The 18,473-nt window shown below is 73.9% G+C and carries 18 protein-coding genes; 10 read left to right on the top strand and 8 right to left on the bottom strand.

Going from position 1 to position 18,473, the window contains the following annotated elements; all coding sequences use genetic code 11:
* Window positions 1-45: 45 nt before the first annotated feature.
* Window positions 46-2,286: a molybdopterin oxidoreductase family protein gene (locus HNR61_RS11390; protein ID WP_182843043.1), complete on the bottom strand. Its 2,241-nt coding sequence runs from the start codon at window positions 2,284-2,286 to the stop codon at window positions 46-48.
* A 326-nt stretch (window positions 2,287-2,612) separates the two neighbouring features.
* On the opposite strand from HNR61_RS11390, the gene HNR61_RS11395 reads away from it, so the two are divergent.
* The 3 genes from HNR61_RS11395 to HNR61_RS11405 all read left to right on the top strand — a co-directional run bounded on the left by HNR61_RS11395 (window position 2,613) and on the right by HNR61_RS11405 (window position 5,022).
* On the top strand, window positions 2,613-3,365 hold the full coding sequence (locus tag HNR61_RS11395) for an SDR family NAD(P)-dependent oxidoreductase (RefSeq protein WP_182843044.1): 753 nt from the start codon (window positions 2,613-2,615) through the stop codon (window positions 3,363-3,365).
* Between the two features lie 84 nt (window positions 3,366-3,449).
* Window positions 3,450-3,899 (top strand): NfeD family protein, encoded by a 450-nt coding sequence (locus HNR61_RS11400; RefSeq protein WP_182843045.1) that lies wholly within the window; start codon window positions 3,450-3,452, stop codon window positions 3,897-3,899.
* Window positions 3,900-4,005: 106 nt separating this feature from the next.
* Window positions 4,006-5,022 carry an SPFH domain-containing protein gene (locus tag HNR61_RS11405; RefSeq protein ID WP_182843046.1) on the top strand — a complete coding sequence of 339 codons (1,017 nt, stop codon included), beginning with the start codon at window positions 4,006-4,008 and terminating at the stop codon, window positions 5,020-5,022.
* A 4-nt stretch (window positions 5,023-5,026) separates the two neighbouring features.
* Here HNR61_RS11405 and HNR61_RS11410 read toward each other — a convergent pair whose 3' ends face one another.
* Complete coding sequence (locus HNR61_RS11410; protein WP_182843047.1) at window positions 5,027-5,674, bottom strand: TetR/AcrR family transcriptional regulator; 648 nt, start codon at window positions 5,672-5,674, stop codon at window positions 5,027-5,029.
* Between the two features lie 189 nt (window positions 5,675-5,863).
* Between HNR61_RS11410 and HNR61_RS11415 the strand changes: the two genes are divergently transcribed.
* Window positions 5,864-7,015, top strand: a complete 1,152-nt coding sequence (locus HNR61_RS11415) for an MBL fold metallo-hydrolase (RefSeq protein ID WP_182843048.1) — start codon at window positions 5,864-5,866, stop codon at window positions 7,013-7,015.
* Window positions 7,016-7,037: 22 nt separating this feature from the next.
* Here the strand turns inward: HNR61_RS11415 and HNR61_RS11420 are convergent, their stop codons facing one another.
* The 3 genes from HNR61_RS11420 to HNR61_RS11430 form a co-directional block, all read right to left on the bottom strand.
* Complete coding sequence (locus tag HNR61_RS11420; RefSeq protein WP_182843049.1) at window positions 7,038-7,655, bottom strand: hypothetical protein; 618 nt, start codon at window positions 7,653-7,655, stop codon at window positions 7,038-7,040.
* A gap of 65 nt (window positions 7,656-7,720) precedes the next feature.
* Window positions 7,721-9,178, bottom strand: a complete 1,458-nt coding sequence (locus HNR61_RS11425; protein WP_182843050.1) for a catalase — start codon at window positions 9,176-9,178, stop codon at window positions 7,721-7,723.
* Window positions 9,179-9,213: 35 nt separating this feature from the next.
* Window positions 9,214-9,654, bottom strand: coding sequence for a Fur family transcriptional regulator (locus HNR61_RS11430; RefSeq protein WP_182843051.1), 441 nt, complete (start codon window positions 9,652-9,654; stop codon window positions 9,214-9,216).
* A gap of 138 nt (window positions 9,655-9,792) precedes the next feature.
* On the opposite strand from HNR61_RS11430, the gene HNR61_RS11435 reads away from it, so the two are divergent.
* The 4 genes from HNR61_RS11435 to HNR61_RS11450 all read left to right on the top strand — a co-directional run bounded on the left by HNR61_RS11435 (window position 9,793) and on the right by HNR61_RS11450 (window position 14,827).
* Window positions 9,793-10,845, top strand: coding sequence for a CapA family protein (locus tag HNR61_RS11435; RefSeq protein WP_312897849.1), 1,053 nt, complete (start codon window positions 9,793-9,795; stop codon window positions 10,843-10,845).
* 134 nt (window positions 10,846-10,979) lie between these two features.
* Window positions 10,980-12,068, top strand: coding sequence for a CapA family protein (locus HNR61_RS11440; protein WP_182843052.1), 1,089 nt, complete (start codon window positions 10,980-10,982; stop codon window positions 12,066-12,068).
* 3 nt (window positions 12,069-12,071) lie between these two features.
* A complete protein-coding gene (locus HNR61_RS11445; RefSeq protein WP_182843053.1) occupies window positions 12,072-12,824 on the top strand; it encodes a MerR family transcriptional regulator in 753 nt (250 codons plus the stop codon).
* Between the two features lie 179 nt (window positions 12,825-13,003).
* Entirely contained in the window at window positions 13,004-14,827 is a 1,824-nt protein-coding gene (locus HNR61_RS11450) for an SDR family oxidoreductase (RefSeq protein ID WP_182843054.1), read from the top strand.
* Here HNR61_RS11450 and HNR61_RS11455 read toward each other — a convergent pair.
* From HNR61_RS11455 to HNR61_RS11465, 3 genes are read right to left on the bottom strand one after another with little or no spacing between them, the layout of a single operon-like run.
* The gene (locus tag HNR61_RS11455; RefSeq protein WP_182843055.1) at window positions 14,790-16,130 is read right to left on the bottom strand and encodes a sensor histidine kinase; all 1,341 of its coding nucleotides are present in this window, start codon (window positions 16,128-16,130) and stop codon (window positions 14,790-14,792) included. The genes HNR61_RS11450 and HNR61_RS11455 overlap by 38 nt on opposite strands.
* On the bottom strand, window positions 16,127-16,813 hold the full coding sequence (locus HNR61_RS11460; RefSeq protein WP_182843056.1) for a response regulator transcription factor: 687 nt from the start codon (window positions 16,811-16,813) through the stop codon (window positions 16,127-16,129). Before HNR61_RS11460 ends, HNR61_RS11455 begins: the two co-directional genes overlap by 4 nt.
* Window positions 16,814-16,869: 56 nt before the next feature.
* Entirely contained in the window at window positions 16,870-17,103 is a 234-nt protein-coding gene (locus HNR61_RS11465) for a hypothetical protein (RefSeq protein ID WP_220509282.1), read from the bottom strand.
* A 166-nt stretch (window positions 17,104-17,269) separates the two neighbouring features.
* On the opposite strand from HNR61_RS11465, the gene HNR61_RS11470 reads away from it, so the two are divergent.
* Both HNR61_RS11470 and HNR61_RS11475 read left to right on the top strand, forming a co-directional pair.
* A complete protein-coding gene (locus HNR61_RS11470; RefSeq protein ID WP_312897850.1) occupies window positions 17,270-17,434 on the top strand; it encodes a glycosyltransferase in 165 nt (54 codons plus the stop codon).
* Between the two features lie 36 nt (window positions 17,435-17,470).
* Complete coding sequence (locus HNR61_RS11475; protein WP_182843057.1) at window positions 17,471-18,454, top strand: LCP family protein; 984 nt, start codon at window positions 17,471-17,473, stop codon at window positions 18,452-18,454.
* Window positions 18,455-18,473 lie beyond the last annotated feature (19 nt).

Consider the following 18,473-nt stretch of genomic DNA (forward strand, 5'->3'; position numbering starts at 1 on the left):
CAGCAGTGCGACCCAGGCGAAACTACCGATTAAGTTGTTTAATTGCTAGATCGCCACTGAATCCATTGCCGAGAGGGTGACGGGGACGCCGTTGAAGACCGCGTTGCCCGACAGCGGGTCGACGCGCTGCTCGTCGGTGACGAGGTTGACGTTCACCCCGGCGTGCGCGTCCGCCACCCGCGTGCGCGTGCCGGGACGGCCGTGGCCCCAGCCGTGCGGGATGCTGACGACGCCGGGCATGATCGCGTCGGTGGGTTCGGCGACGGCCGTCAGGGCGCCCGCCCGCGACGCGACCCGCACCGGGTCGCCCGCGCCGACGCCCAGCCGCTCGGCGTCGGCGGGGTGGAGCTGGAGGGTGCAGGTGTTGGAGCCGCGCACCAGCTCGGGCACGTTGTGCAGCCAGCTGTTGTTGGACCGCAGATGGCGGCGGCCGATCAGCACGAAGCCGTCCGGGGCGGGCGCGTCCAGCCCGGCGCGCAGCCGCTCCACGTCCCGCGCGAACGCCGGCGGGCACAGCTCGATCCGCCCGGAGGCCGTGCACAGCACCTCGTCGAGCCGGGGCTTGAGCGGACCGAGATCGATGCCGTGCGGGTGCTCGTCGCGCAGCCGGGCCAGGGTGAGCCCGTCCGGGTCGGCCCCGAAGCCGTCGCCGTAGGGACCGAGGCGGATCATCATGTCGAGCCGCCGCTCCGTCGGGGTGGAGCCCTCGACGAGCTGGTGCAGCTCGTCCGGGTCGCGCCCGGCCACCGGCGACCCCTCCATCGCGACGGCCTTCTTCAGGGTGCCCGCGATGAGCATCTCGTCCAGCGCCGCCGGGTCGGCGTCCAGCCCGGAGGCGATCACCGCGAGCCGCGCCAGGATCTCCGCCTCGTTCGGCCGCCCCTCCGGCAGCGGCACGACCGGCGGCGAGTACCGCGCGTAGTCGCGCACCGCGAACCCGAGCAGCGCGACGTCGTAGTGCGGGGTCTGCGCGGGCCGGGGCGGCGGCAGGACCACGTCGGCGTGCCGGGTGGTCTCGTTCAGGTAGGGGTCCACGCTGACCATGAACTCCAGCCCCGCGAGCGCGGCGTCGAGCCGCCCGCCGTTCGGGGCCGACAGCACGGGGTTGCCGCCGATCGTGACCAGCGCCCGGATCCGCCCGTCGCCGGGCGTCTCGATCTCGTCGGCGAGGGTGGCGACGGGGAACTCGCCGTTGACCTCGGGCAGCCCGCGCACGCGGCTCTGCCAGCGCCCGGTCGTGAACGGGCGACGTTTGCGGTAGACCGGCACGTGCGCGGCGCGGGGGAACATCGCGCCGCCCGCGCGGTCCAGGTTGCCGGTGAGGACGTTCAGGACGTCGACCAGCCAGTTGCTGAGGGTGCCGAACTCCTGGGTGCAGGTGCCGATGCGGCCGTAGACGGCGGCGCGTCCGGCGGCGGCCAGCTCGCGGGCCGTGCGGCGGATGACCGGGGCGTCGATCCCGGTGACGGCCGCGACGCGTTCGGGGGTGAGGCCCGCGGCCAGGGAACGCACCTCGTCCAGGCCGTTGGTCCGCTCGGCCAGCTCCTGCGGGACGGCGGTCAGCCCCTCCTCGAACAGCACGTTCACCAGCGCGAACAGCAGGTACGCGTCGGTGCCCGGCCGGATGAAGACATGCTCGTCGGCCAGCTCCGCGGTGCGCGTCCGCCGCGGGTCGACCACCACGACCTTCCCGCCGCGCGCCCGGATCGCCTTGAGCCGCCCGGGGAAGTCGGGGGCGGAGGCGAGGCTGCCGTTGGACTCCAGCGGGTTGGCGCCGAGCATCAGCAGATGGTCGGTGCGGTCCAGGTCGGGCACCGGGACGGCCAGCGGATCGCCGAACAGGTGGCCGCTGCTGACGTGCTTGGGCATCTGGTCGGCGGTGCTGGCGGTGTAGACGTTCCGCGTGCCGAGCGCCTTGATGATCGCCCCGCCGTAGAGCGGACCGGCGACCGAGTGGGCGGTCGGGTTGCCGATGTAGACGGCGACGGCGTCCTCGCCGTACCGCTCCCGGACCTTCCCGAGCTCCCGGCGCACGGTCGCGAACGCGGTCTCCCAGTCGGTCTCGGCATGCCGGTCGCCGTCGCGCAGCAGCGGCCCGGCGAGCCGGTCGGGGTCCCCGTCGAGCCGGCCGAGCGTGGCCCCCTTGGGGCAGACGAACCCCTTGCTGAACGGGTCCCGCCGGTCCCCGCGCACCCCGGTGATCGCCCCGCCGTCGTCCAGGGTCAGTTCGAGCCCGCACAGCGCCTCGCAGAGCGGACAGGTGCGATAGGCGGTACGACTCCCCATCGGAACGCTCCTCAGGTCGGGATCGCCCCATCATGACGTGATCGTCCTCACGGCGCCATGACCCCACCCGTTATCGCGCCTCCGGCCCCCCGGATCCTGGCGCCCGATCGCCGGCCCTTCCTCGCCGTTCACGAGGTCACTCGCAGCCTCCCGACCGTGACGCTCCCCGGCCCAGACCAGGCGGCGCCATGACCCTGCTGATCGCCGCGCCTCCGCGCAGCGGGCCCTGGCGCTGGGACGCCAGGACCGGGGGAGTTGTGTAGCGAACGATAAAAAATACTGTTACGGTCTTTTTTGTAGTGTTCGTTAAAGAAAGAGGGCGTGTCATGGGAGAGCTGACGGGGAAGACCGCGCTGGTGACGGGGGCGAGCCGGGGCATCGGGCGGGCGGTGGCCGAACGCCTCGCCGCCGACGGCGCGCTGGTCGCGGTGAACTACGCCCGCGACGAGACGGCCGCGAAGGAGACGGTCGCGGCGATCGAGGCGGCGGGCGGGCGGGCCTTCGCCGTCCGCGCCGAACTGGGCGCGGACGGCGCGATCGGCGACCTCCTCGCCGGCCTCGACGCCCACGGCGTCACCACCCTGGACGTCCTCGTCAACAACGCGGGCATCGGCGCGCCCGTCCCGATCGAGGACGTGACCCCCGACCTGTACGACCGGGTGTTCGCCGTCAACACGCGCGCGCTGTTCTTCCTCACCCGGAGCCTGCTGCCGCGCATCCCCGACCACGGGCGGATCGTCAACATCACCACCGGCGCGACGCGCATCGCCTTCCCCGAGGGCATCGCCTACGCGATGAGCAAGGGCGCGGTGGACACCTTCACCCTGGCGCTGGCCAAGCACCTCGGCCCGCGCGGCATCACCGTCAACAACGTCGCCCCCGGCATCGTGGACACCGACGTGAACGCCGACTGGCTGCGCGGGAACGCCGAGGCCGAGGCGTACGCCGCGAGCCGTGCCGCGCTGGGCCGGGTGGGACGCCCCGACGACATCGCCGCCGCCGTCGCGTTCCTCGCCTCCGGCGACGGCCGCTGGGTCACCGGGACCACGGTCGACGCGACCGGCGGATCGGAGCTCTGAACACCGCCGGATCACGGGCATGGCCGGACGGCCCATGCGGGGTTACCTTGGGGAAAAGGACTCCGGCCGCCTCTGGGGGAAGTGATGGAGGCGTGGGTCGTCTGGCTGTTCGTGGCCGCGCTGCTCGGCGTGGCCGAGCTGCTCACCCTGACGCTGGTGCTCGGCCTGCTGGCCGTCGCCGCGCTGCTGGCCGGGCTGACCGGGGCCGTGGGGCTGCCGCTGGCGGCGCAGGCCGCCGTGTTCGCCATCGGATCGGTCGCGGGCCTGGCCGTGGTCCGCCCCGTCGCCCGCCGCCACATCACCCAGCCGCCCCTCCTGCGCTCGGGCGCGGACGCGCTGGTCGGCCGGGAGGCGGTCACCCTCACCCAGGTCACCCGCGACGGAGGCCGGGCCCGCATCGGCGGCGAGGAGTGGACCGTCCGCCCCTACGACCCGGACGCCGTCATCCCCGCCGGAACCGTCACCGACGTCCTGGCCATCGAGGGCGCCACCGCCCTGCTGTACGCGGCGCCCCACCACCGGGAGGCGCCATGACGCCCTCATCGCCGCGCCCCCGGCAAGCCGGATCCCCCCTCGTCGCTTGCAAGATCGCTCGCAGGCTCCCGATCTTCACGCTCCTCAGTCCAGACCAGGCGGCGCCATGACCGAACTCGCCCTCGCCCTGTTGATCGCACTGCTCGCCGGGCTCGCGGTCCTCGTGACCGCCGTGGCCCGCACCGTGTGGATCATCCCGCAGGCCCGCGCCCGCAACGTCGAGCGCCTCGGCCGCTACCACCGCACGCTCCAGCCCGGCATCAGCTTCGTGGTGCCGTTCGTGGACCGCGTGAAACCGCTGATCGACCTGCGCGAGCAGGTGGTGTCGTTCAAGGCGCAGCCGGTGATCACCGAGGACAACGTCGTCGTCCATATCGACACCGTGCTGTTCTTCCAGGTCACCGACCCGCGCGCCGCCGACTACGAGATCGTCGACTACATCAAGGCGATCGAGCAGCTCACCGCCACCACCCTGCGCAACGTGATCGGCACCCTGGACCTGGAGGCCACCCTCACCTCCCGCGACCGCATCAACACCGCGCTGCGCGGCGTCCTCGACGACGCCTCCGGCAAGTGGGGCATCCGCGTCACCCGCGTGGAGATCAAGGCGATCGAGCCGCCGCCGTCCATCAAGGACGCGATGGAGAAGCAGATGCGCGCCGAACGCGAGAAGCGCGCCGCGATCCTGCGCGCCGAGGGCGACCGGCAGTCGGCGATCCTCACCGCCGAGGGCGAGAAGCAGGCGGCGATCCTGCGCGCCGAGGGCGCCCGCCAGGCCACGATCCTGGAGGCCCAGGGCCAGGCCACCGCGATCGACCAGGTCTTCACCGCCGTCCACGAGGCCGACCCCGACCCCAAGCTCCTCGCCTACCAGTACCTCCAGACCCTCCCGAAGCTGGCGCAGGGCGAGGGCAACACGTTCTGGGTGATCCCGAGCGAGGTGACCTCGGCCCTGGAGTCGGTGACGAAGGCGTTCACGCGGGGCCTGGAGAAGACCACCGCGGTTCCGCGCCCCCGCCCCGGGTCGGCCGAGGCCGGAGAACGGGAGACCCCGCCCTACGAACTGGCCCCCGGGCAGCAGTGGCCCGCCGCCCTGGAGCGGGCCCGCACCCGCGCCGAGTGACGCCTCACGCCCCCGGAAGGGGGCGGTGGGCGATCTCGCGGGCGGACGCGTGGCTCAGGCCGAACATCCGCAGGACGTGTTCGGCGAGCTCGTCGCAGGCGGCCTCGTCGATGAGGTCGGGGCGCACCAGCCACAGGTGCAGCAGCCCCAGCAGCGCACCGGCCGCGCCCGCCAGGGCGACGTGGGGGTTGTCGATCCGGAAGCGCCCGGCGTCGACGGCGCGGCGGATGTCGCGCAGCGCGCGCGGCGCGAGGCCCTGGTCGGAGTCCAGGTAGGACAGCCCCAGGCGGGCGAGGACGCGGGCCACCTGCGGGTGGGTGTGGACGAGCCGCCCGGTCAGCCGCCATGACGCGGCGAACACCTCGGCGGGGTCGTCGAGGCCGGCGGTGAGCTCGTCCAGCAGCCGGCCGTGCTCCTCCAGCACGTCGGCGACCGCGGCCTGGAACAGCTCGTCCTTGCCGCCGAAGTGGTTGTAGAAGGAGCCGAAGCCGACGTCGGCGGCGTCGGTGATCTGCTGGATGCTGACCTCGGCCGTGCCGCGTTCGGCGAGGACGGCGCGGGCGGCGTCGATCAGGGCCTGCCGGGTGCGCGCCTTGCGGCGGTCCGTCCGGGACGGCCGTCCGGTGGACGGTTCGGGGTCTGTCGAGGTCATGGCCGGATCCTAGGCGACCCCGGCGCTGACGCCCCCTCACTTCCGGAGCCGGGACGGGTACCGGCCGCTCTTTATTTGTAGCGATTCCTCAAAACTGATGATCTAATCAGTTCTGATGGCGCGCGAGATCGCTCGCGCGGTCGTGTCCCCCGTTCCGACACCCGCCGCCCCGACTCCGAAGGGCCGTCCATGAACCAGAACTCCGCCGAACCCCCCGAATCCCCGCCGAACGCCGACCGGAAGCCCCGCCTCGGGCGCCGGCGGCTGCTGCGCACCGCCATGGGCGCGGCCGTCGCGGCGCCGCTCGTCGGCATGGCGGCGTCCTCCCGGGCCGCCGAGGATCTCGTCCCCGCCGGAGCGCCCCTGATCGGCCGGAACCGCGCCGAACTGGTCCTGATCGGCACCGCCGCCGGGCCGGTGCCGATGGCCGGGCGCGCCGGGATCTCCTCGGCGCTCGTCGTCAACGGGCGCGTCTACGTGGTCGATCTGGGGCACGGGGCGTTCGACGGGTTCGAGCGCGCCGGGTTGCGGATCGCCGACCTGGACGCCGTCTTCATCACCCACCTGCACTCGGACCACATCGCCGACCTGTACACGCTGCCGTTCCTGCGGTTCGGCGGGATCAAGCCGATGACCCACCCGCTCCACATCTACGGCCCCGGCCGCGCCGGGACCCTGCCGCGGACGGACCGGCCGCGCCCGGTGGTCAACCCGGCGAACCCCACCCCGGGCCTGACCGACCTGGTCAACGCGCAGATGGCCGGCACCGCCTACGACCTCAACCTGCGCATGCGCGACGAGGGCTGGCCCGACATCCGCGGCCTGGTCCGCACCCACGACATCGCCGTGCCGCCGGTCGGGGCGGGCCCCCACGGGCCGATGGCCCCGCCGATGCGGCCGTTCCCCGTGATGTCGGACGACAACGTGAAGGTCAGCGCGATCCTCGTCGAGCACCCGCCGGTGTTCCCGTCGTTCGCGTTCCGCTTCGACACCGAGCACGGGTCGGTGGTGTTCAGCGGCGACACCACCATCACCCCGAACGTCGTGACGCTGGCGCGGGGCGCCGACGTCCTGGTCCACGAGGTCATCGCGATGCGGCTGGTCCGGATCGCCGGGAACCTGAGCCCCGACCAGGTCAAGCACCACGAGAACAGCCATTCCGACGTCGCCCGGGTGGGCCGGGAGGTCGCGCAGAAGGCCGGGGTCGAGCGGCTGGTGCTGAGCCATCTGGCCCCGGGCGACCGGCGGATGGTCCCCGACGCCGTCTGGAAGGTCCAGGCGGGCCGGGGCTACGACGGCCGGGTGATCGTCGGCGACGACGGCATGCGCGTCCCGCTGTGACCGGTCCCCGTCCCGCGGCGGGTCAGCCGCGGAACGGCGGGGCGGCCTTGAAGTCGGGGTGGATCTCGATGGTCGGGGCCACCGCGTGCATGATGCGGCGGGCCCGGGACAGCGGATGGTCCGGGAAGTGGGGGTCCCAGCCCGGCTCCTCCGACCAGTTGCGGGGGAGACCGCCCTGGATCGTCGGGTCGTAGGGGTGCTGCGCCCACATCCGCATGACCTCCTCCAGCGGGCGGCCCTGGCCGTGCTCGGCCATGAAGCGGTTCATGACCACGCTGTCGCGCATGCCCGTGACCCCGCGTTCCATGCACTGCACCTTCAGCACGAGGCTGCGGTCGGCGCGGGGGACCGTGAACGAGCCCAGGTAGACCACGCCCGTCGGCTGGTCCGGGATCCGCATCTTGACGATCTGCGCGACGGCCGCCAGCCCGTCCAGCCCGATCACGTCCAGCTCGACCAGGCCGCCGCCGGACGCCGCGACGTGCGCGGCGATGGCACGGCGCAGCCGGTCCTGGTCCTCCAGCGGGGCGGGCAGGTCCGGCGGAAGGTCGAACCCGTACAGGCCGAGGCCGTCCCCGTCGTCGTTGTGGAACGTGCCGGGCGCCACCTCGCGCCAGCCCGCCGTGTCGAATCGCAACATGACGCCGCACCGTAACGACCGGACGGGGCGCTCCGCCAGATGCGGAACGCCCCGTCCGGACGGGTTCAGGCGTCGGTGACGCCGAGGCCCTGGGCGACGCGGTCGCCGAGGTCCTTGTGGATGTTGCGCCAGTACCCGACGACGCGCTTCTTCATGTCGTCGGTCACCTCGGGTGCGCTCGCGTGGCCGACGACGTTGTCGACCAGGTGGGCGCGGTCGGTGTCGGACAGGACCCGCTCCCACAGCGCGCGCGGCTGGGAGAAGTCGTCGTCCTCGCGGTGCGGGTGGTAGGCGCTGCGGACGATCTCGCCCGCGAGCTCGTACTCCTCGCCCCTCCACACGTCCGGGCCGGCCGCGACCGGGCCGCCGACCGTGTTCGGCGCGTACACCGGGCCGGCCGGGTTCCGGTAGGTCATCGGGCCGTCGAAGTTGTAGGAGTGGACCGGCGCCTTCGGCTGGTTGACCGGGAGCTGGAGGTAGTTCGGGCCGATCCGGTAGCGGTGGGCGTCGGGGTAGGAGAACAGCCGGCCCTGGAGCATCTTGTCGGGGGACGGGCCGATGCCCGGCACGAAGCTGGACGGCTCGAACGACGCCTGCTCGATCTCGGCGAAGTAGTTCTCCGGGTTGCGGTTGAGGGTCCACCGCCCGATCGTGATCTCGGGGTAGTCGGCGTGCGGCCACACCTTGGTCAGGTCGAAGGGGTTGAACCGGTAGTCCGCGGCCTCCTCGAACGGCATGATCTGCACGTTCACCGTCCAGGACGGGTCGTCCCCCCGCCGGATGGCCTCGTACAGGTCGCGGATGTGCAGGTCCGGGTCGGCGACCTGGGCCGCCGCGGCCTCGGCGGCGGTGAAGTTGCGGATGCCCTGGTCGGTCTTGAAGTGGTACTTCACCCAGAACCTCTCGCCGGCGGCGTTGTACCAGAGGAACGTGTGCGAGCCGAAGCCGTGCATGTGCCGCCACGAGGCGGGGGTGCCGCGGTCGGTCATCAGGAACGTCACCTGGTGCGCCGACTCCGGCGACAGGGTCCAGAAGTCCCACTGCATGTTGTGGTCGCGCAGGTGGTTGTCGGGACGGCGCTTCTGGGAGTGGATGAAGTCGGAGAACTTCTGCGGGTCCCGGATGAAGAAGATCGGCGTGTTGTTGCCGACGATGTCGTAGTTGCCGTCCTCGGTGTAGAACTTCACCGCGAACCCGCGGGGGTCGCGCGCGGTGTCGGCGCTGCCGAGCTCGCCCGCGACGGTGGAGAAGCGCACCAGCGACTCGGTGCGCGCGCCCTTCTGGAACAGCTTGGCCTTGGTGAACTGGCTGACGTCCTCGGTGATCTCCAGGACGCCGTAGGCGCCGCCGCCCTTGGCGTGCACGACCCGTTCGGGCACGCGCTCGCGGTTGAAGTGCGCCATCTTCTGGATGAGGTAGTGGTCCTGGAGCAGCAGCGGGCCGTTGGGGCCCACCGACTGCGAGTGCTCCAGGCTGGGGGCCGGGCTGCCGGCGTCGGTGGTGGCGATGGGGCGTTCGGACATGGTCGCGGTCTCTCCTTTGGTGGGCGGGGAGCGGGTCACCCGGATGCGGACGTGTCCGCGCGGCACGCGGGGCACAGGCCCCAGAAGGTGACGTCGGCCTCGTCGACCCGGAACCCGGCGTCGTCGGCGGGGTCCAGGCAGGGGGCCCGGCCCCGGACGCAGTCGACGTCCTCGATGGCTCCGCACCGGCGGCACACCAGGTGGTGGTGGTTGTCGCCGACGCGGCCCTCGAACCGGGCGGGGCCGCCCGCGGGCTCGACGCGGCGGACCAGCCCGGCGGCGGTCAGCGCGTGCAGGGCCTCGTAGACGGCCTGGGTCGAGACGTGGCCGACGCGTCCGCGCGTTCCCTCGGTGATCGCCTCGACGCCGAGGTGGTCTCCGGCGCGGACGGTCTCCAGGATCGCGACCCGGGCCGCCGTCACCCGCAGGCCGGCCCCGCGCAGGGCGTCGGCGGGGGCGGTCGGGTTCGGGGTCATGGGACCACCGTATCCCGCTAAACCTGAATGATTCAAGTTAGCGAGTGGCTCAAGTATGAGAGGAGGGTCACGGCGGCCCGAACCTCCTTCCGTCCGGCGGCATCCAAGCGGTCGGGACATACAAACCAGGAGGTAGCGGTGGGGTTCGGACGGCACACGGGGCGGTTCACCGCACTGGGAGCGGGGATGGCGCTGGTCGCGGCCTCACTGGTCGGCTGCGGCGAGGGCGTCGGCCCGAAGGCGGAGGGGAAGCCGTTCACGGTCGCGTTCGGCGGGGACGTCCACTTCGCCGGTTCCCTGGCCAACCGCCTGGCGGCCTCGCCCGACACGGCCCTCGGCCCGATCGCCGAGCACCTGAAGCCCGCCGACCTGGCGATGGTGAACCTGGAGACGGCGGTCACCGACGGCGGCACGCCCGCGCCGAAGCAGTACGTCTTCCGCGCGCCGTCCGCCGCGTTCCGGGCGCTGCGGTCGGCCGGGGTGGACGTCGCCACCATGGCCAACAACCACGGCATGGACTACGGCGAGACCGGCCTGCGCGACTCCCTCGACGCCGCGCGGCGGTCCGGCTTCCCCGTGGTGGGGATCGGCGGCAACGCCGCCGAGGCGTACCGGCCGCACGTCGTCACGGTGAAGGGCAACAAGGTCGCGATCATCGGCGCGACCCAGGTCCTGGACGACCACCTGATCACCCAGTGGACCGCCACCGACGCCAAGGCCGGGCTCGCCTCCGCCAAGGACGCCCCGCGCCTGGTCCAGGAGGTGCGCGCCGCCCGGCAGAAGGCCGACTTCGTGATCGTCAACCTGCACTGGGGGCAGGAGCTGAACCAGTGCCCCACCCCCGTGCAGCGCCAGCTCGCGGCGCAGCTCGCCGACGCCGGGGCCGACGCGGTGGTCGGCAGCCACGCCCACGTGCTCCAGGCGGGCGGCTGGCTCAAGGGCCGGTACGTCCACTACGGCCTGGGCAACTTCGTCTTCTACAACTCCGGCCCGCGCACCGGCCGCACCGGGGTGCTGACGCTGACGTTCGACCCGAAGGGCAGGCCCTCGCGGGTCAGCCGGGCCGACTGGACGCCCGCCCACATCAACGGTGGCGTCCCGCAGCCGCTTTCGGCTGCGGAGGCCCAGCAGGCGCGGGCACAATGGGAGGGTTTGCGGAGCTGCGCCGACGTCACGGCCGCTCCGGCGTGACCGGCCGTTCCCCGGAAGGCCCGGCCAGGCGGTTCCCAAGGAACACCCCGCTCCGGGCCGATCGACGGCGGTTCCGGACGAGACCGTCGGCGACGCGTGCCATGCTGTCGCCGAGCCGATCAAGGAGGGGCGCCATGCACCGGAACGTGATCGCCGCGACGGCCCTGGCCGGGATGTTCGCTCTGGTCGCCACGGCCTGCGACGGCACCGAGGACCCCGCGGACGGGAAAACGCCGCAGGCGACGTCGTCCCAGCGGCCCGCCGGCCAGCCGAAGGCCGCCGCGCAGCCGAAGCAGCCGTTCACGATCGCGTTCGGCGGCGACGTCCACTTCGAGGGCCAGCTGCGGGCGCGGCTGGCCAGCCCGGCGACCGCGCTCGGCCCGATCGCCCGGACCCTGAAGTCCGCCGACCTGGCGATGGTGAACCTGGAGACGGCGATCACGACCGGCGGCACGCCCGCGCCCGGCAAGGAGTTCAAGTTCCGCGCCCCGGCGTCGGCGTTCACCGCGCTCAAGGTCGGCGGGGTGGACATCACCTCCATGGCCAACAACCACGGCATGGACTTCATGGACTCCGGCCTGCGCGACTCGCTGAAGGCCATCCGGAGGACCGGCTTCCCGACCGTGGGCATCGGCCGGAACGCCGCCGAGGCGTACCGCGCGCACCGCTTCACCGTGAAGGGCAACAAGGTCGCGATCGTCGGCGCGACCCAGGTCCTGGACGACCACCTGATCTCGGCGTGGACCGCGACCGACACCAAGGGCGGCCTGGCCTCGGCCAAGGACGTCCCCCGGATGGTGCGGGCGGTCCGCGAGGCCCGCAAGGGCTCCGACGTGGTGATCGTGCACCTGCACTGGGGCCAGGAGATGAGCCCCTGCCCCCTGCCGCGCCAGAAGGACCTGGCCCGCCAGCTGACCGAGGCGGGCGCGGACGTCGTCGTCGGCGGCCACGCCCACATCCCGCTGGGCGGCGGCTACCTCGGCGACAAGTACGTCCACTACGGCCTGGGCAACTTCGTCTTCTACTCCGCCAACGGCGCGACGGCGAACTCCGGCGTCCTCGTCCTGAAGATCGACGACGGGAAGGTCGTCGCCGACCGCTGGAAGCCCGCCCGCATCGCCGGCGGCCTGCCGCGCCTGCTGACCGGCGCGCCGGCGGCGGCCGAGAGCAGGCGCTGGCACTCGCTCCGCCGCTGCACGGGCCTGACCGCCCGGCCCGCCTGACGCGTGGACGAGGAGCTGCTGCCGATCGGGCGGTTCGCCCGGCTGTGCCGGCTGAGCGTCAAGCGGCTGCGGCACTACGACGAGATCGGGCTGCTCCGCCCCGCCCGGGTGGACGCGGCGTCGGGCTATCGCTACTACCGGCGCGAGCAGGCACGGGACGCGTTCGTCATCGGGCTGCTGCGGTCGCTGGACGTGCCGCTGCCGGTGGTCGCGCGGGTGCTGGAGGGGGAGGCCGCGGACGCCCTCCGGCAGGCGCGGGACCGGATGGAGGCCGAACTCGCGCGGCGGCGCAGGGCGCTGGCGGCGCTGGACCGGGTGCTCGCCGAGGGGCTGCCCGCGCCGCGGGTCGAGCTGTGCGACGAGCCCGCGCGGCGGGTCCGGACCGTGCGCGACCTCGCCACGCCCGAGAGCGTCGCGGCCGTCACCTCGGCGTGCGTGGCGCGGGCGCTCGACGGGCCGCCGCCGGGGCTGATGGCCGGGCTGTTCCCGCTGGACATGCGGGACGAGTTCCCCGTCACGGTCGCGGTGGAGGACCCCGCGGGCACTGAGGTGCTGGACGGCGGACGCTTCGCGGCGGCCGTGCACCTGGGCCCGTACGAGCAGATCCCGCTGACGGTGCACGCGGTGCTGGCGTGGTGCGGCGAGCACGGGTTCACGCCGGTCGGGCCGGTGCGCGAGGTCTATCTCGACGATCCGGCGTCGGTGCCCGCCGAGGCGCTGGCCACGCGGATCATGGTCGAGGTGGCGGAACGGTGAGCGACCGGCGGGTCGCGTCCTGGCCGGGACCGGCCGCCGCCGCCGGATCCACCTGACCGGGCCCGGGGAGAAAGATCCCGCCAAGTTCCGCACCTTCCTGCGTCAGCCGGTGCGGGCGGCCTGGACAGGAACACGTGGGCGCGTAGTTTCGCAGGAAAGGAACATCCTCAAGCGGGCAGGTGAGCGTCGTGCGTGACCACCGGGTGAGGTCGGGGGAGATCGAGCTGGCCGTGCGGGAGCGCGGGGAGGGGCACCGGCCGACGGTCGTGCTCGTCCACGGGTACCCCGACACCGGCGCGATGTGGGACGAGGTCGCCGAGCGGCTGGCCACGCGGTACCGCGTCATCACCTACGACGTGCGCGGGGCCGGGCGGTCCTCCGCGCCCTCCGACCCCGGCGACTACGGCATGGACGCGCTGCTCGGCGATCTGGAGACCGTGCTCGACGCGGTCGGCGGGGACGCGCCCGTCCATCTCGTCGGGCACGACTTCGGGTCGTTGCAGGGCTGGGAGGCCGTCACCGGGGACCGGCTCCGGGGCCGGATCGCCTCGTTCACGTCCCTGTCGGGCCCCGCGCGGCAGCACGTGCTGCCGTGGGCGCGCGAGGCGCTGCGGTCCGGGCCGCACGGGGTCGCCGAGGTGCTGGGGCAGATGCGCCGCAGCTCCTACATCCCGCTGTTCGCCTCGCCGCGCTCCGGCGAGGCCATGGCCCGCGTCTTCGTGCGCCTGTACGAGCGCTCGCTGCTGCCCGCCGAGGGCGTCACGCCGCGCCCCGGCCACCCGGCCGACACCCTGGAACGCGACGCGCGCAACGGCCTCGGCCTCTACCGCGCCAACCTCCGCCGCCTCCAGGACGCGCCCGGCGACGGCCGCACCGACGTTCCGGTGCAGGTCATCGCGCCGATCAGGGATCCGGCCGCGACCGAGGGGCTGCTGCTGTCGGCGCGGGGCCGGGCCGAACGCCTGTACGCGCGCCGCATCGCCGCCGGGCACTGGTCGCCGCGCGCCCGTCCCGACCAGGTCGCGCGGTGGATCGTGGAGTTCGTCGACCATGTCGAGGGCGGTCCGGAGACCGCCGACCTGGCCCGCGCGCGGGCGGCGGGCGAGCCCGGCCGGGAGTTCGGCGGGCGGCTGGCCGTGGTGACCGGCGCGGGCAGCGGCATCGGGCGGGCGACGGCGAAGGCGTTCGCGGCCGAGGGCGCGCGGGTCGTGGTCGCCGACATCGACGAGGCCGCGGCCAAGCGGACCGTCGACGAGATCGGCGTGCGGGGCGGCGAGGCGTACGTGTACGGGGTGGACGTGGCCGACGCCGACGCGATGGAGCGGTTCGCCGAGTACGTCCGCGACACGTTCGGCGTCCCCGACGTGGTGGTCAACAACGCCGGGATCGGCGTCGCCGGCTCGCTGCTGGACATGCCCGAGGAGGACTGGCGGCGGATCGTCGGGGTCAACCTCGACGGCGTCTACCGGGGCTGCCGCCTGTTCGGCAGGCAGATGGCCGACCGGGGCGAGGGCGGCCACCTGGTCAACCTGTCCTCGATGGCCGCGTACCTGCCCACCGCCGCGCTGCCCGCCTACTCCGCCACCAAGGCCGCCGTGCTCCAGCTCAGCGAGTGCCTGCGGCTGGACCTGGCCGACCACGGCATCGGCGTCACCGCGGTCTGCCCCGGCGTGGTCGACACGCCGATCACCCGGAACGCCCGGTACCTGGGGGTGCCGCCGGAGGTCGAGCGGCGGATGCGGGAGGAGGCGGCGCAGGCGTTCGGCCGCCGCGGCTACCCGCCCGAACGCGTCGCCGCCGCGATCCTGCGGGCCGTCCGCGCCGACCGGCCGGTCCTGCCGGTCACGGCCGAGTCCCGCGTCGCCCGCCGGCTGGCGGGGATCGTGCCCGCCGCCGCCCGGGGCCTGGCCCGGCTCGGCCACCGCGCCGAGCGGCGCGCCCAGGCCCGGATCGCGGAGGACCAGGTCACGGAGGGCCGGGTGACGGGGGGAACGCCAGCCTGACGACCGTGCCGCCGCCGGGGGCCGCCTCCGCGGACACCTCGGCGGCGTGCTCGGCCGCCACCTGCGCGACGATCGCCAGCCCCAGGCCCGACCCGGGCAGGCCCCGCGCCGCCGACGACCGGTAGAACCGGTCGAACACGTGCGGCAGGTCCGCCGGGTCGATGCCGGGCCCGTGGTCGCGCACCGCCAGCCCGTCCCCGCGCAGGGCCACCTCCACCGGGCCGTGGGCGCCGCCGAACTTGGCCGCGTCGTCCAGCAGGTTCGTCACCGCGCGGGTGAGGCGGCGGGGCATCCCCGAGACCACCCGCGGCTCCAGGTCCGTGGTGAACGCGACGTCCGGCCACCGCGCCCGCGCCTCGCCGGCGCAGTGCGCGACCAGCGCGTCCAGCCGGACGTCCTCGACGGGGTCGTCCGGCGCGTCCCCGCGCGCCAGCTCGATGAGGTCGCCGACCAGGCCGGTCAGCCCGGCGAGCTGGCCGCGCAGCCGGGCCAGCACGCGTTCGCGGCGCTCGGGCGGCAGCCGGTCGAGCAGCTCGACGTCCGACCGCAGGCTGGTCAGCGGCGTGCGCAGCTCGTGCGAGGCGTCCGCGACCAGCCGCCGCTGGGCGGTGACCGACTCCTCCAGCGCGGCCAGCGCCGCGTTGAAGCTGGCCGCCAGCCGGGCCGGCTCGTCGCCGCCGGTGACCGCCATGCGGTGGCTCGGGTCGCCGGTCGCGGTGATGCGCTCGGCGGCGCGCGTCAGCCGGATCACCGGCCGCAGCGCGCCCCGCGCCACCAGGTAGCCCAGCAGCGCCGCCACCCCGACGCCGGCGAGCGCCGTGGCCAGCAGCGCCAGCCGGGCGGCGCGCAGGTTGCGCTCCACCCCGTCGGCGCGGACCCCGACCTCCAGCGCCCCGCCGGACGGCAGCGGCCTGGTGTAGATCCGCACGGGCAGCCCGCCGGTCACGGCGTCGGTGTAGAACGGCGGGCCGCTCCCGTTCGCGACCCGCGCCACCCGCGGCGTCACCGGCAGCCCGGCCTCGTCCGGCTCGACGGTGCCGTCCCGGCGCACGATCTGCGCGCACGGCGAGGTGATCCACTCGCAGGACCCCGTCCGCGCCCAGTCGTTCGCCCGGATCTCCCGGTCGAGCTGCGCGGCCTGCCGCGCCAGCGAGCGGTCCAGCTCGGCGCGCGTGCTGCGGTCCAGCACCGCGTAGGCGACGACCGTGGCCCCCGCGATCGACACGGCCACGGCGGCGGCCGTCAGCACCGCCAGCCGCGCCCGCAGCGGCAGCCTCCCCCAGACCGGTGGCGCCCCTCTCATTCGGCCCTCAGGACGTAGCCGACGCCCCGGACGGTGTGCAGCAGCCGGGGCTCGCCCCCGGCCTCCAGCTTGCGGCGCAGGTAGCCGACGTAGACGCCGAGGGAGTTGGAGCCGGGCCCGAAGTCGTAGCCCCAGATCCGATCCATGATCGTTTCGCGGGTGAGGACCTGCCCGGCGTTGCGGACCAGCAGCTCCAGCAGCGCGAACTCGGTCTCGGTGAACCGGACGCGCCGCCCGCCCCGCACGCCCTCGCGCGCGTCGGGGTCGAGCGTCAGGTCCGCGTGGCCGAGCGGACCGGCGGGCGGGGCGGCGTTCACCCGGCGCAGCAGCGCCCGCACCCGGGCCCGCAGCTCGTCGGGCGCGAACGGCTTGACCAGGTAGTCGTCGGCGCCCGCGTCCAGCCCGTCCACCCGGTCGGAGACGGCGTCGCGGGCGGTCAGCATCAGGATCGGCGTGCGGTCGCCGTCGGCGCGCAGCGTCCGGGCGACCTCCAGCCCGTCCGCGCCGGGCATCTGCACGTCCAGCACGATCGCGTCGGGCCGCAGCACCGCCACCGCCCGCAGGGTGGCCGCCCCGTCGGCGGCGGTGTGGATGTCGTACCCGTCCAGGCTCAGCGTGTCGCCGACCGTCTCCCGCACGGCCGGTTCGTCGTCGGCCACCAGGACCCGAACTTCCTCCGTCACCCCTCCGACGCTACCGGTGACCTGCGCGGGAACCGGCCGACGGCGCCGCCGTCCCCTCAGCCGCCGGGGAACCGCGCCCTCTTCGCCGCGTCCACCCGCCACGCCACCAGCAGCGCGACGGCGAGGACCAGGCCGGAGACGATCCACCAGGCCGGGGCGGGCATCCGCACGGGCAGCGCCAGGATCGGCGTCCAGCCGAACGCCTTGGCGGGGAACGGCACCAGTCCCTCCCAGAAGCCGACGAGCAGCGCCGCGCCCGAGATCATGTCGTAGCTCTTGGGGTCGTTCATGCCGGTCATCGTCGCGGACGCGGTCCCGGCCCCGGTAGCGACGAAAGTCGGTCCGGCCGCCACTTAGGAATCCTTCCGGTTCGTCCGCGACCGAAGGAACAGAAGCGGCGGGAGGATCGTTATCAAATCGGGCCGGGAAGGGACCTGCGGTCTGGATCGGCGCCTTGTGGGGGCAGGCGCGGGCCCGATCGCGACCGCCGTCGAGCACGTCGACCGGACGGACCCGGCCTACGCCGCAGCGGACGTGACCGTCTGCCGGGCGGGTTCGGCGACGACCGCCGAACTCGCCCATGTCGGTGTCACTGTCGCGGACATCCGCCTCGATTCATGACGATCTGGACTGTCTTTCTGTGCGGGGGTACGCGCGATGACCAGGTACCGGACCCGGCCGGAGCTGAGCCGGATCGAGACCGGACGGCTCCGGCGGCGACGGCGCAGGCGCGTCCGCCTGCTCGCCGTGGCCGTCGTCGTGCTGGGCCTGGTGCCCCTCGGGGTGTTCGCCGCCTACAGCGGGCTGGACGGCGGCATCGCGCACGTCCGGGCCGACGACCTCGGCCCGCGTCCGGACAAGCGCACGAAGGCGGAGAACGTCCTGGTCGTCGGCTCCGACAGCCGCGCGGGCGCGAACGCCCGCTACGGCCGGGACGAGGGCGCCCGCACCGACACCATGATCCTGTTCCACGTCCCGGCGGACGGGCGGCGGGTGACGGGCGTCAGCCTGCCCCGCGACTCGATGGTGCGGATCCCGGCCTGCACGACCGCGAACGGCGTCGTCCCGGCCCGCCTCGACATGATCAACTCGGCGTTCAACAACGCGGGCCTGCCGTGCGCGTGGAAGACCGTCGAGCACGTCACGGGCGTCCGAGTCGACCACGCCGTCCAGATCGACTTCACCGGCTTCAAGCGGATGGTCGACGCGCTCGGCGGCGTGGAGCTCGACGTCGCCCAGGACATCAGGGACGACAAGGCCAAGCTGTCGCTGAAGAAGGGCCGCCAGAGGCTGAACGGCGAGCAGGCCCTCGGCTACGCCCGCGCCCGCTACGGCGTCGGCGACGGCTCCGACCTGGGACGCATCCAGCGCCAGCAGGCCCTGATGAGGGCGATGGCCGCCACCGCCCGGCAGCGCCTCACCGAACCGGCGAAGGTGTGGGCGTTCCTCCGCGCCGCCACCGGGTCGGTCACCACGGACCAGGGCTTCGGGCTGAAGCAGATGTTCGACCTGGCGATGAGCGTCGGCGACGGCGGCGACGTGGACTTCCGGACCGTCCCGGTCCACGAGTACCCCGGCGACCGGAACCGCGTGCAGTGGACCCGCCCCGCCGCCGACCGGCTCTTCACCTCCCTGCGCTGAGACCTTCCGCCCGGCGCTG

The organism is Actinomadura kijaniata (assembly GCF_014138665.1).
GTDB lineage: Bacteria > Actinomycetota > Actinomycetes > Streptosporangiales > Streptosporangiaceae > Spirillospora > Spirillospora kijaniata.